The sequence below is a fragment of the Bradyrhizobium sp. BR 10289 genome, assembly GCF_019455385.1.
Classification (GTDB): domain Bacteria; phylum Pseudomonadota; class Alphaproteobacteria; order Rhizobiales; family Xanthobacteraceae; genus Bradyrhizobium.
In genome coordinates, this window is the sequence record NZ_JACOFR010000004.1 from 417,233 (window position 1) to 430,931 (window position 13,699).

Below are 13,699 nucleotides of genomic sequence, written 5' to 3' on the forward strand. Positions count from 1 at the left end.
CAACCAGCCGGGACCAACCGGACTGCCCAGGGAGAGAGACGCCATGAAGCTCGGCACTGCGATTGCGGAAATCATGCGACGCGAGGGGATCGAGATCCTCTGCGGCTATCCCGTCAACCATCTGATCGAGCATGCGGCGAAGGCCGAGATCCGCCCCGTGATGGTGCGGCAGGAGCGCGTCGGCGTGCACATGGCGGATGCGATCTCGCGGGTGACGTCGGGGCGCACGATCGGCGCGTTCTGCATGCAGCACGGCCCCGGTGCGGAGAACGCCATGGGCGGCGTCGCGCAATGTTTTGGCGAATCCGTGCCCGTGCTGGTGCTGCCGATGGGCTATCAGCGCCGGCTTGCGCATATCGAGCCGAACTTCAATTCCAGCGAGGCGATGAAGCCGTTCTCGAAATCGTCCGAGCCGATCATTCTGGCGACCGAGGTCACCAACATCTTCCGCCGCGCCTTCACGAAGCTGAAGAACGGCCGCGGCGGGCCCGTGATCGTCGAGATCCCCGCCGACATGTGGAACGAGGAGGTGCCGGAGCCGCTGAACTACACGCCGGTGCTACGCACGCGCTACGGCGCCGATCCCGTTCATGTGAAGGAGGCCGCCACCCTGCTGGTGAATGCAAAACGGCCGGTGATCTATGCCGGCCAAGGTGTTCATTACGCGCAGGCCTGGCCGCAATTGAAGATGCTCGCCGAGCGGCTCGCCATTCCCGTCACCACCAGCCTCGGTGGCAAATCGTCGTTTCCGGAGACCCATCCGCTCTCGCTCGGCTCGGGCGGCCTCGCGGTGCCGCGCGCCGTCCCGAAATTCCTCGGCGAGGCTGACGTCATCCTCGGCATCGGCTGCTCCTTCACCGAGACCAGCTTCGGCATTGCGATGCCCAAGGGCAAGACCATCATCCATTCGACGCTCGATCCGAACCATCTCAACAAGGATGTCGAAGCCAGGATCGGCCTCGTCGGCGATGCCGGTCTCGTGCTCGATGCGTTGCTGGAGGAGATCGGCAAGACGGTGACGAGGGATCGCGACGCATCGGCGGTCGCGGCCGAGATCGCCGCTTCGCACAAGGAGTGGCTGGCGAAGTGGATGCCGAAGCTCACCAGCAACGATGCGCCGCTCAGCCCCTATCGCGTGCTGTGGGATCTCCAGCACACCGTCGACATCGAGAACACCATCATCACCCATGATGCCGGCAGCCCGCGCGACCAGCTCTCGCCGTTCTGGAAAGCGGTGACGCCCCTCTCCTATCTCGGCTGGGGCAAGACGACGCAACTCGGCTACGGCCTCGGCCTTGCGATGGGCGCCAAGCTGGCAAAGCCCGACAAGCTCTGCATCAATGTCTGGGGCGATGCGGCCATTGGCTTCACCGGCATGGATTTCGAGACCGCGGTGCGCGAGCGCATCCCGATCATGTCGATCCTGCTCAACAATTTCTCGATGGCGATCGAGCTCAAGGTGATGCCGATCTCGACCGAAAAATATCGCTCGACTGACATCTCCGGCGACTATGCCGCGATGGCGCGGGCTTTCGGCGGCTACGGCGAGCGCGTGACGAAGCCTGAGGACATCATCCCAGCGATCAAGCGCGGCATCCAGAAGACGAAGGAAGGCACTCCGGTGCTGCTGGAGTTCATCACCAGCAAGGAAACCGAGGTGTCGCGGCCGGGGACGTGAGGCGGCGGCAAGGCCGCCGGTGCTGGCTCCGGCTGCTGAAGATGTGATAATCCGGCCGGGTGCCGCGCCCGTCGCAGCGCCAAGCCGGATGACGAATGACCGACCCTTCCAACGATGCCGCCGAGGATCTCGCAGCCGAGAACGCGCGGCTGCGCAATGCGCTCGCGATTGCGCGTGATCGCGAGACCGCGAGTGCGGAGATCCTGCGCACCATCGCGGCCTCCCCCTCCGACGCGAGGCCGGTATTCGCAGCGATCGCGTCCAGCTCGAAGCGTTTGCTCGGCGGCTTCTCGGCCACCGTGCTTCAGTTCATCGGCGACGAGCTGCACCTCGTGGCGTTCACGCCGACCAGCCCCGAAGCCGACGAAGGGCTGAAGGCCTCGTTCCCGCGCCGGATCGAGGATTTTCCGACCTTTGAGTTGGTGCGCGGCGGCGAGACGATCCAGTTTCCCGACAGCGAGGCGGACGAGGTTCCGGAGCTGAACCGCGAGCTCGCGCGGCTTCGCGGCTTTCGCAGCGTGCTGTTCATGCCGCTGATGAGCCGCGGCACCGCGGTTGGCATGATCAGCGTCACGCGAACCGTGACAGGCGCATTTGCGCCCGACCTCGTGCAATTGCTCCAGACCTTTGCCGACCAAGCCGTGGTCGCAATCGAGAACGCGCGGCTGTTCAACGAGACGCGCGAGGCGCTGGAGCGCCAGACGGCCACCGCCGACATCCTGAAAGTGATGGCGGCCTCGCCCTCCGACATGCAGCCGGTGTTCGACGCCATCGCCGCCAACGCCAATCGCCTGATCGGCGGTTTCTCCACCGCCGTGCTGCGTTATGTCGACGGCGCCGCGCACCTTGCGGCCTTCACTCCGGGTGATCCCGAAGGCGATCGCGTGCTGCAGGCCTCGTTCCCGGTGCCGTTCGCGCAGTTCCCCGCCTACCAGCTCGTGGCCCATGGCGAATCGGCACAGGTGCCCGACACCGAGCTCGAGCCGGCGGCACGCGACATCGCGCGCGCCCGCGGCTTCCGCAGCATGCTGTTCACGCCGCTGATGAGCGAGGGCGAGGCCAAGGGCGTCATCATCGCCACGCGGCGGACGACGGGCAGCTTCACCGAGCATCACGTGCGGCTGCTGCAAACTTTCGCCGACCAGGCGGTGATCGCGGTCAAGAATGTCAGCCTGTTCAATGCCACCAGGGAAGCGCTGGAGCGGCAGACCGCGACCGCCGATATCCTCAAGGTGATCGCGGCCTCGCCGGCCGACGTCACGCCGGTGTTCCAGGCGATCTCCGACAGCGCCAAGGCGCTGGTCGGCGGACATTCCTCCACCGTCACCCGCGTCATCAACGGCATGCTGCATCTGGCCGCCTTCACCACCGACAACGAAGCCGGCAACGCAGAGCTGCTCAGCTCGTTTCCGGCACCGCTGGCGGCGTCTGGCATTCACAGCCGGGTCGCGACCAGCGGCGAATACGCCTTTCGCAGCGACATGCAAAGCGAGCCCGATCTCACCGACGCGATGCGCGAGCTGGCGCGAACGCGCGGCTATCGCAGCATTCTCGTGATCCCGATGCTGCGCGACGGTGTTGCGATCGGCACCATCGGCGTGACCCGGCCCGAGGCCGGCCCGTTCCCGGACAAGGCGATCAGCCTGCTGAAGACCTTTGCCGACCAGGCCGTGATCGCGATCGAGAACACGCGCCTGTTCAACGAGGTGCAGGACCGCACGCGGGAGCTCGCCAAATCGCTCGACGATCTGCGCGCCGCGCAGGACCGGCTGATCCAGACCGAGAAGCTGGCTTCGCTCGGCCAGCTCACCGCCGGCATCGCCCACGAGATCAAGAACCCGCTCAACTTCGTCAACAATTTTGCTTCACTTTCCGCCGAGCTGATGGACGAACTGAACGAGGTGCTCGCACCCGTCCCGCTCACGGATGATGTCCGCAAGGACGTGGATGAGCTGACGGAGCTCTTGAAGGACAATCTCGGCAAGGTCGTGCAGCACGGTCGGCGTGCCGATTCCATCGTCAAGAACATGCTGCTGCATTCGCGCGAGGGCGGCGGCGAACATCGGGAGAGCGACATCAACGCGCTCGTCGAGGAGAGCCTCAACCTCGCCTATCACGGCGTGCGCGCCGAGACGCCACAATTCGACGTGACGGTAAAGCGCGAGTTCGATCCTTCTGCAGGCACCGCCGAAGTGTTTCCGCAGGAGATCACGCGCGTGCTGCTGAACCTGCTGTCGAACGGGTTTTATGCCGTGACGAAGCGGAAAGCGGACCATAGCGCCGGCGACTACGCGCCGATGGTGACCGCCACGACGCGCGACCGCGGCGACAGTGTCGAGATCCGCATCCGCGACAACGGCACCGGCATTCCGCACGAGGTGAAGGCGAAGATGTTCAATCCGTTCTTCACCACCAAGCCGGCCGGCGAAGGCACCGGCCTCGGGCTCTCGATGAGCCATGATATCGTGGTCAAGCAGCACGGCGGCAGAATCGACGTTGCGACGGAGCCCGGCGCGTTCACGGAGTTCACGATCCGGCTGCCGCGGAAGAGCAGCTTCGTGGATCGGGGCAACTGAGCCCTACTCCGCCATCTCGACATGTTTGGCGATGGTCGGACCGGCCAGCGGCCGCTCCTCCATCATGATCAGGCACAGCGCGGCGGTGGTCATCAGCGCAGTCGCAGCACCGAAGACGTAGCGGAATGCGTGCCGCATGTCTTCAGCGGGGATCGCGGGAATGCTGCCCGCGGCGTGATGCTCGCCTGCGAGCGGAATGTCGGCACCGAGCGCGATCAGCAGGATCGCCGCGAAGGCCGCGACCGTGAACGAGGACATCAGCGAACGGAAGAAGTTCATGGCGCCGGTGATGGTGCCGACCTGCGGCCGCGCCACCGAATTCTGCAGCGAAACCACGCAGACCGGGAATGTGGTGCCAAGGCCGAGCGCGAACGCGGCCATCAGCGTCAACAGGCCCCAGAGCGGTAAGGTCGTCACCGTGAGACCGAGCGCGCAGATCGCGGCCCAGGACGTGCCGACGATGGCGACCCGCTTGTAGTGCTTGGCCCGCGCCATGGTGCGGCCGGCGATCGCCGCGCCGCAGGTCGAGACCGCCGCGAGCGGGATCAGCGCAAGGCCGGCTTCGCTGGCACTGAGATGGTAGACCGACTCGTAATAGAGCGGCAGCTGCACGGTGAGGCCCGTGATCGCACCGAGGCCGCAACCGCCGGCGGTCAGCGCGAACGGCGCCACCGATCCCGTCAGCAGCGGCAGCGGCAGGAAGGGCTCGTCGGCGCGACGCGCGTGCCAGACGAAGGTCAGCGCAAGCGCGACGGCGCCACCGATCATCGCCAGCACGGTCGGCGAGAGCCAGGGATAACGCGTGCCGCCCCAGGTCAGCACCAGCATGAAGACGACCGCGGACGCCATCAGCAGGACACCGCCGAGCCAGTCGACCTTGCGCTTGCGATGGAACACCGGGATCTTCTTCATCTTCGGCAGCAGCATCGCGATCGCCGCGGCCGCGAGCGGCAGGTTGATCCAGAAGATCATCGACCAGTGCAGATGCTCGGCGAAGACGCCGCCGATGACGGGCCCCAGAATGCCGCCGACCATCCAGACGCTGGAGAAATAGGCTTGATACTGTCCGCGCTCACGCGGTGAGACGACGTCGGAGATCACGGTCTGCACGACCGGCATGATGCCGCCGCCGCCGAGCCCCTGAAGGCCGCGCGCGAGAATCAGCATCGGCATGTTCGGCGCGATCGCGCACAGCACCGAGCCAGCGACGAACAGGCTGAGCGAGATGATGATCATGACCTTGCGGCCGTAGATGTCGCTGAGCGTGCCGAACACCGGCGCAACCGCAGTCGAGGCCAGCAGATAGGCGGTGATGACCCAGGACAGGTTCGAGACATCCTGGAACTGGCGCCCGATGGTCGGCAGCGCGGTTGCCACGATGGTCTGGTCGAGCGCCGCCAAAAACATCGTCAGCATCAGGCTGATGACGATGGTGCGGACCTCATCCGAGGTCAGCGGCACCGGCGGCGCGATGGACGGTGCGTCATCGACGCTGATGACCTCGCCTGGAAGTCGGGACAGCTCTTCGGCGATGTCGTCGGGCAATGCCTGGATGTCGGCAGAACTGCTCTGCCGGTCGAATTTGTTCATCTCGATCGGGCGCATGATGCGGCGCAAACGCCGCGAAGGATTCGTTCTATGCAGCCAATGTAGAGAGGAATGTTCTTCTCAGGCAGGCACCGGGGCGCATGGGTGCATCCCGCCCCCGGGTCATCGCGATGACGTGATGTGACGTCGCGGGCGGATCAGTCCTTCGGGCGTCGCTTCAGGCGGGCCCGTTTGGGCAGCAGGGCCGGCCATTGCACGATGTGGTCCTCGAGCTCCTCGTCCGGGATCTCCTCCTCGCTGCCCTCGACCCGGCCGCGCACGGAAACGCCGGCGTCATGCACGGTGTTGGGATCGCCGGACACCAGCGGATGCCACCAATAGAGGTCGCGGCCCTCCGCGACCAGCTTGTAGCCGCAGCTCGGCGGCAGCCAGTTCAGGGTGCGGACATTGGCGGCGGTCAGGCGGACACAGTCCGGAACCTTGTCGGAGCGATTCGGGTAGTCCTTGCAGGCGCAACTGGTCCCATCGAGCAGCTTGCAGCCGACATGGGTGAAATAGATCTGGCCGGTATCCTCGTCCTCGAGCTTGTTCAGGCAGCAGCGGCCGCAGCCGTCGCACAGGCTTTCCCATTCGCGCTCCGACATCTCTTCCAACGTCTTGGTTTTCCAGAAGAATCCTTCCTGGCCTGAAGGTCGTTTGGGAGCTGGGGTCATTCGTCTCAACAAGGTTCGAAGGAGCTACGGCGACGCCATCTAGGGCGTCCACCCGTCATGCCGCAAGCGACGGTCCGACAAGGCCCGTAATGAACCGGGGTTCAATTAGTCCTGTTGTTCAAAATCGCGAGCCTGACCATTGGTTTATAGGCCCTCCTCGGCTAGAAGGAACGTGGAGTCCCCAACGGACGCGAACCGGGCGCCTTGGGTTTGCCGCAACATTCCCGCAAGACGTCCCGATGCCGCCCCGGCCGGGTGCTTGAACGCTGTCGAAGCGAGCCTCAAGGGTTCTAGGTGGTCGAGAACACACCATCCAATTGGAAGAGCCGCGTCCGGAATTTCTTTCTGGACCTCGACGCGCGCATCGACTCCTCGCTGTTCTCCTCAGCCAAGGGCATTCGCGAGCTCTACGAGCGCTATTCGACCTTCATGGACCGCTTCTATGTCGGGCGGTGGAAGCGCTGGGTGTTCATCGAGCCGCTGTCGGAGGCCGCAACGCTCGGGCTCGGCGGCCTGGTCTTGATGCTGACGCTCGCCATCCCCGCCTTCCGCGAGACTGCGGACGAGGACTGGCTGAAGAAGTCCGATCTCGCCGTGAGCTTCCTCGACCGCTACGGCAATCCGATCGGCAGCCGCGGCATCAAGCACAATGACTCCATCCCGCTGGAGGATTTTCCCGACGTCCTGATCAAGGCGACGCTGGCGACCGAAGACCGCCGCTTCTACGAGCATTTCGGCATCGACATCGCCGGCACCGCGCGCGCGCTCGTCACCAACGCGCAGGCCGGCGGCGTCCGCCAGGGCGGCTCCTCGATCACGCAGCAGCTCGCGAAAAACCTGTTCCTGAGCAACGAGCGCACCATCGAGCGCAAGGTCAACGAGGCCTTCCTCGCGGTCTGGCTGGAATGGCGCCTGACGAAGAACGAGATCCTGAAGCTCTATCTCGACCGCGCCTACATGGGCGGCGGCACCTTCGGCGTCGACGGCGCCGCGCATTTCTACTTCAACAAGTCGGCGCGCGACGTGACGCTGGCGGAAGCGGCGATGCTGGCCGGCCTGTTCAAGGCGCCGACGAAGTACGCCCCCCACATCAACCTGCCCGCCGCGCGTGCCCGCGCCAACGTCGTGCTCGACAATCTCGTCGATGCCGGCTTCATGACCGAGGGCCAGGTGTTCGGCGCCCGCCGCAACCCCGCCTTCGCCGTCGACCGCCGCGACGAGGCCTCCCCGAACTACTATCTCGACTATGCCTTCGACGAGATGCGGAAGCTGGTCGACACCTTCCCGAAGTCCTACACCGAGCGCGTGTTCGTCGTGCGCCTCGCCATCGACACCAATGTGCAGAAGGCGGCGGAAGACGCCATCGAGAACCAGTTGCGCCAGTTCGGCCGCGACTATCACGCGACCCAGGCGGCGACCGTCGTGTCCGATCTCGACGGCGGCATCCGCGCCATGGTCGGCGGCCGCGACTATGGCGCGAGCCAGTTCAACCGCGCGACCGACGCCTATCGCCAGCCGGGTTCGTCGTTCAAGCCTTACGTCTACACCACCGCCCTTCTCAACGGCTTCACGCCGAACTCGATCGTGGTCGACGGCCCGGTCTGCATCGGCAATTGGTGCCCGCAGAACTATGGCCATTCCTATTCCGGCGCGGTGACGCTGACGCAGGCGATCACGCGCTCGATCAACGTCGTGCCGGTGAAGCTGTCGATCGCGATCGGCCAGAAGGAGCAGCCGAAGGCGCCGAACCCCGCCAAGATCGGCCGCGCCAAGATCGTCGAGGTCGCGCGCCGCTTCGGCCTCAAGGCGCCGCTGCCCGACACGCCCTCGCTGCCGATCGGCTCGGACGAAGTCACCGTGCTCGAGCATGCGGTGGCCTATGCGACCTTCCCGAACCGCGGCAAATCAGTGACGCCGCATTCGGTGCTGGAGGTGCGCACCGGCGCCGGCGACCTGGTCTGGCGCTGGGACCGCGACGGTCCGAAGCCGCGGCAGGCCATTCCCGCCAACATCGCCGCCGACATGGCCGGCATGATGAGCCACGTCGTCAGCGAAGGCACCGCGCGCCGCGCCGCGCTCGACGGCATTCCGACCGCGGGCAAGACCGGCACGACCAATGCGTATCGCGACGCCTGGTTCGTCGGCTACACCGGCAATTTCACCTGCGCGGTGTGGTACGGCAATGACGACTATTCGCCGACCAACCGCATGACCGGCGGCTCGCTGCCGGCGCAGACTTGGCACGACATCATGGTCGCCGCACATCAAGGCGTCGAGATCCGCGAGATCCCCGGCATCGGCATGGGCCAGAAGCTGCCGCCGCAGCCGCGGGACGCGAATGCGCAAGCCAATGCGGCGCCGAAGGTGCTGGAGACCAAGCCCGGTCCGCCGCCGGTGCTGACCAAGCGCGGCGCCGACATTCTGGTGCGGGTCGAGAAGCTGCTCGATGATGCCGCCAGGACCGCGACCAAGGCGACGGCCGACGACACCAGGCCTGCGAAGCCGTCCTCGGCGTCGAGCGCGCTCGCCTTCCCGCAGAACTATGCGGAAGAGAATGCGAACGCATCCGCCCCGCGCAAGAACTAATCGAAGCCCGTGCGCCTGATCCTGATCACATTGACGGCCCTTCTGCTCGCGACCGTGGTCGGCCTGGGGGCGACCTGGATGACGACGACGCGCGGCACCGAGATCGGCGCGCTGACCATCGGCGCCTGGACCGCGCGGCCGCGCACCGGCACCGCCGACGTCGATCCCTATTCGCGCGCCACGATCGTGCGCAACGGCGAGCTGCCGATCGGCACCGGCGACGGCGTCGCCTTTACCGCAACCACCGACGACAAGAAGAAGGCGCTCGACGGCCGCTGCGACGTGGTCGTCTCCGGCGTGACGCCGCCGGCGCGGTTCTGGACGCTGACGCTGTACGACCGCAAGGGCCACCTCGTCGCCAACACGCTTGCCCGCTACGGCTTCACCAGCCAGGAGATCGTGCGGTCATCTGACGGCACATTCGAGATCCGCATCGCCTCGCGCTCGAGGGCTGGCAACTGGCTGCCGACCGGCGGCATCGAGCGCTATGCGCTGATGCTGCGGCTCTACGACACCCCTGTCGGCGTTGCCACGCGCACCCAGCGTGATGCGCCGATGCCCAGCATCTCGACGGTGGGCTGCTCATGATCCGCCTGGCATTCACCATCGTCGCGGGCGTGGTGCTGGGCCTCGTGGTCCATCTCGTCAGCGTGCTGGCACTGCCGCGGATCGCGACGCAGGACGCCTATTCGCGGCTGACGCCGATGACCAGGCTCAACGGCGTGACGCAGCTTCCGCTCGCCGATCCGCAGACCTCACCGATGCCGTTCATGGACCCGGCCTTTGCGCTGGCGATCTGCCGCTACGACCTCTCGGACGGACCGATCAAGCTCACCGTGCCGGTGAGCCAGGCCTACACCTCGGTGTCGTTCTACACCCGCAACGAGATCGCCTATTACGCCATCAACGACCGCTCCGCCGGCAAGAAGGTCATCGAGCTCGACCTGATGACCGAAGCGCAGCACAACGACCTGCCCGAGGACGAGGAGGTCACCGCGGCCGACCGCCTGATCATCGACTCCCCGAGCACGACCGGCCTGATCGTGATGAAGGCCCTTGCCGCCGAGCCCGGCCTGATGCCGCAGGCGCAGGCGAGCTTGCAAGCCGCGAGCTGTGGACCGCAGACCGATGCGCCGGCGAAGGCCGAGGCCCCGCGCGGCCGGCGCTGACGCGCGGTCGTTTCGAAGCCCTCAAGAGAAAAGTTCGAAAACAACCCCATGCACAGTAGGGGGCCGTTGAAATCGTTGCGCAACTTTTACGCCCACCTCGATCGCGTCTGGACGACACGGTCGGGGCACCCCTGCCGGCAGGGAAATTGCAAATTACGGATTTTCGGAAACACCCCTTGACCGTCGGGCAAAACACTGGTACAGTGTCATCATCGAGAGTTGTCAGACCCGCGTGGAGAAACCGCTGCGGGTTTTTTGACGCCCGCTGCGGACGTTGAACCTCATGCCTGCAAGACCACCGCGCCACCAGCGATGGCTACTTAGACCGTGGCAGAGGCAAGTCGCGCGGTCCTGTGCTGTCTCGCCTCAATATCCGGCTGGAGCGGAAAGACTTCATCGACACGAACCTCTTCCGTCACCACGTTGAAGCGCGCAAGCTTAGTCGGGCCGAACATCGTCGAGATGGCGACGTCGGCGGCATCACGTCCGCGGGCGATCACGATCCGGCCGATACGGGGTTGATTGTGCCGGGCATCGAAACTGTACCAGCGCCCGCCGAGATAGGCTTCGAACCAGGCGCTGAAATCCATCGGCGCCGGATCGGCGGGAACGCCGATGTCGCCGAGATAGCCGGTGCAATAACGCGCGGGAATATTCAAGCAGCGGCAAAGCGACACGGCCAGGTGGGCAAAGTCGCGGCAGACGCCGCGCCGTTCTTCCATCGCCTCGGCCGCCGTCCGATCGCTTCGGGCGAACTGATAACCAAATTCGATGCGATCATGGACATAGTCGCAGATCGCCTGCACGCGCTGCCAGCCGCCCTTGATCTGTCCGAAGGTTGCCCAGGCGAAATCGGACAGCTTCTGTGTATCGCAATAGCGGCTGCCGATCAGGTACATCAAGGCATCATCCGGCAGGTCGTTGAGCGCGACCTGCTTGGCGGCTGGAGCAAGCTCATCGGGGCGTCCGCTGTCCGCTATGACGAAGTCATTGCGGATTTCGATAACTCCGGCCGGCGCGACCAGACGGGTGCAGACGTTGCCGAACACGTCAACGTAGTCCTTCGCCGGGACGTCCGGCGTGATGCGGATGACGTGGTCGGTCACAAGATCGGCCTTGCGCGACGGATGAACGCTCAGCATCAGCACCATCGGCACCTCTTGCGAGCATTCGAATGCAATGTCGTAACCAGCCCGGATCTTCACCGCCGCCTCCTTGTGGTCTCCATTGACCGTGGGCGGGAAAAGCGTCTTTCATGAGGTTTGTTCCCGCCAGAGGCTGCGGCGGCTGCTGAAATGACAGGCAGACGCCGTCGGCCCGTGTTGTGGAACCTGATCGGGGATGGCAACTTGTGACGTGGGCACCACAATGATCATCTTCAGCGTCCACCACAGCACGACCTATCGCTACCGCCGACCGGTGCAGCTGGGGCAGCATCAAATGCTGTTTCGCCCGCGCGACAGTTTTGATCAGCGATTGCTCGACTGCACTCTCGTCGTCCGGCCTGAACCGAGCGAGATCCGGTGGATACACGACGTGTTCGGCAACTGCCTGACACTGGTCGATTTCGCGGCATCCGCCGACATCCTGAAGTTTGAGACAACAATACGTCTCGCACACACACCGGAAAATGCGCCGGACTTCCGGATCGAGGATTACGCCAAGGAGCACCCTTTCACGTATCACGCCGACGAGTTGCCGGACCTCGAGCCCTACTTGCGCCGCCATTATCCGGACGATCCCAGCGTCCCCGCCTGGCTGACCAAGTTTGTCGTTCCAGGCGCCTCCCGGCCGACGGGCCACCTGCTCATGACCCTGAACGAGGCCATCGCCGAGGGCTTCTCCTACCAGCGGCGCCTGATGCGCGGGACGCAGACCCCTGCCGAAACGCTCGCCCTGCAGCGGGGCACTTGCCGCGACTTCGCATTGCTCATGATGGAGGCGGCGCGCGCGTTGGGCTTCGCCGCGCGCTTCATGACAGGCTACGTCTACGTCCCGGACCGCGACGGCACGGTACGCCTCGGCGGTGGCTCGACGCATGCGTGGTGTTCGATCTACGTGCCGGGCTCCGGCTGGGTCGAATTCGATCCCACCAACGGCATCGTGGGAAACCGCGACCTGATCAGGGTCGGGGTCGCACGGACCCCGACGCAAGCCGTGCCGCTGTCAGGTAGCTACTGGGGCGATGCCGACGATCAGCTCGGCATGGAGGTTACCGTCAACGTCCAAACGGAGGCGGAGCCGGGGAGCGGCGCCCCGGTGCCATCCGCGCCCACAGCAACGCGAACGGACCCAGCGCGATCCCCGCAGCAAGGACGATGAAGACCAGCAGCCAGCCGCTTGCGCTCTGCGGCCCGCCGGCCGCGTCGAGCGCGGCGCCCGTCCCCCAGGCGCCAAGCGCCGACAGGCCGAAGCCGACCGTCGAATGCAGAGCCAGCGTCGCGCCGCGATGTTCGGAGACAGCCGCCGCCGACATGCCCCGCCGTGAGCGCACCTGAATCGGCCGGGACCGTCAGGCCATAGAAGAGCAGCAACAGCGCGAGCACCCACGCCGGCGCCGTCGCGTTGAGGCCAATGGCAAGCGCGACCCAGGCCGAGGCGATCATCACGACAGTAATCGCCCGGTGGCGGCCGAATTTCAGCGCGGCCTCGTTGCCGAGAATGCTCGCCGGCATCGAGATCACCGCGAAGCAGAAGCTGAGCACGACCGGGCTCAACCACGACGGCGCGCCCTGATGCGCGATGACGAAGGTCCAGAAGCCGACCAGCCAGGTGCGGATGCCGTAAAGCTCGAAGCAATGCGCGCCGTAGCCAAGGATATATCCGAGCGCCTCCCGGTTGGCGAAGACAGGCGCAAAGTCGAGCAATCGCCCCGCCTTCGGTGCGGGCCGCCGCGGCTGCATCAGAAGGCATGCGACGACCATCGCGATCGGCCCGAAACCGGTGACGAGGAATGCGCTTCGCCATCCCCATGTGTCGGCGATGATTTGTGCAACCAGGAACGAGAGGCCGACGCCGACCGAGAAGCTCGACGTGTAAAGCGTGACGGCGCGCGAGGTGTCGCCGGCAGGGAGCCGGTCCGTCAGCGCCTTCAGGCCGGGCATATAGGCCCCGGCAAATCCGAGTCCCGCGACGCACCAGATCGCGGTCGCCGACCAGAATCCTTGCGCGAAGATGCCGAATGCCATGGTCGCAAGGCCGCTGACGATCGAACCCCAGAGCAGGACGAGCCGCGCATCGATCCGGTCGGTCAATGTCGTCAGCACCGGCACCGCGAGCATGTAGCCGAACGCATAGCCGCTCGCCATCAACCCGCCTTCGGCGGCCGAGAGGCCCCACGCTGGCATCAGGTGCTGCGCCAGATTTGCAGACAGCGTCACATGCGGCAGCAGATTGCCGAGCTGGCCGATGCACATCACCGCAATGAGG

The 13,699-nt window shown here is 65.5% G+C and carries 9 protein-coding genes and 1 pseudogene; 6 read left to right on the forward strand and 4 right to left on the reverse strand.

Translation table 11 applies throughout. From position 1 onward, the window contains the following. Window positions 1-22: 22 nt before the first annotated feature. Entirely contained in the window at window positions 23-1,678 is a 1,656-nt protein-coding gene (locus HYH08_RS10835; protein WP_228747742.1) for a thiamine pyrophosphate-requiring protein, read from the forward strand. 95 nt (window positions 1,679-1,773) lie between these two features. Continuing rightward, a complete protein-coding gene (locus HYH08_RS10840) occupies window positions 1,774-4,254 on the forward strand; it encodes a GAF domain-containing sensor histidine kinase (RefSeq protein ID WP_220009762.1) in 2,481 nt (826 codons plus the stop codon). A 3-nt stretch (window positions 4,255-4,257) separates the two neighbouring features. Here the strand turns inward: HYH08_RS10840 and HYH08_RS10845 are convergent, their stop codons facing one another. Together HYH08_RS10845 and HYH08_RS10850 are read right to left on the reverse strand one after the other, a co-directional pair. Beyond that, entirely contained in the window at window positions 4,258-5,844 is a 1,587-nt protein-coding gene (locus HYH08_RS10845) for an MDR family MFS transporter (RefSeq protein WP_220009816.1), read from the reverse strand. 155 nt (window positions 5,845-5,999) lie between these two features. Beyond that, window positions 6,000-6,515: a YcgN family cysteine cluster protein gene (locus tag HYH08_RS10850; protein WP_220009763.1), complete on the reverse strand. Its 516-nt coding sequence runs from the start codon at window positions 6,513-6,515 to the stop codon at window positions 6,000-6,002. A 294-nt stretch (window positions 6,516-6,809) separates the two neighbouring features. On the opposite strand from HYH08_RS10850, the gene HYH08_RS10855 reads away from it, so the two are divergent. From HYH08_RS10855 to HYH08_RS10865, 3 genes are read left to right on the forward strand one after another with little or no spacing between them, the layout of a single operon-like run. Further along, the gene (locus HYH08_RS10855; protein ID WP_220009764.1) at window positions 6,810-9,101 is read left to right on the forward strand and encodes a transglycosylase domain-containing protein; all 2,292 of its coding nucleotides are present in this window, start codon (window positions 6,810-6,812) and stop codon (window positions 9,099-9,101) included. Between the two features lie 9 nt (window positions 9,102-9,110). Beyond that, window positions 9,111-9,689: a DUF1214 domain-containing protein gene (locus tag HYH08_RS10860; RefSeq protein WP_220009765.1), complete on the forward strand. Its 579-nt coding sequence runs from the start codon at window positions 9,111-9,113 to the stop codon at window positions 9,687-9,689. Then, window positions 9,686-10,270: a DUF1254 domain-containing protein gene (locus HYH08_RS10865; RefSeq protein ID WP_220009766.1), complete on the forward strand. Its 585-nt coding sequence runs from the start codon at window positions 9,686-9,688 to the stop codon at window positions 10,268-10,270. The genes HYH08_RS10860 and HYH08_RS10865 overlap by 4 nt, the downstream gene beginning before the upstream one ends. Window positions 10,271-10,590: 320 nt before the next feature. On the opposite strand, the gene HYH08_RS10870 is transcribed toward HYH08_RS10865, so the two are convergent. Then, window positions 10,591-11,475 (reverse strand): transglutaminase-like domain-containing protein, encoded by an 885-nt coding sequence (locus HYH08_RS10870; protein ID WP_220009767.1) that lies wholly within the window; start codon window positions 11,473-11,475, stop codon window positions 10,591-10,593. Window positions 11,476-11,638: 163 nt separating this feature from the next. On the opposite strand from HYH08_RS10870, the gene HYH08_RS10875 reads away from it, so the two are divergent. Continuing rightward, a complete protein-coding gene (locus HYH08_RS10875; RefSeq protein ID WP_220009768.1) occupies window positions 11,639-12,592 on the forward strand; it encodes a transglutaminase family protein in 954 nt (317 codons plus the stop codon). On the opposite strand, the pseudogene HYH08_RS10880 reads toward HYH08_RS10875, so the two are convergent. Beyond that, window positions 12,489-13,686, reverse strand: a pseudogene (locus HYH08_RS10880) (MFS transporter). The gene HYH08_RS10875 and the pseudogene HYH08_RS10880 overlap by 104 nt on opposite strands. Window positions 13,687-13,699: the final 13 nt, after the last annotated feature.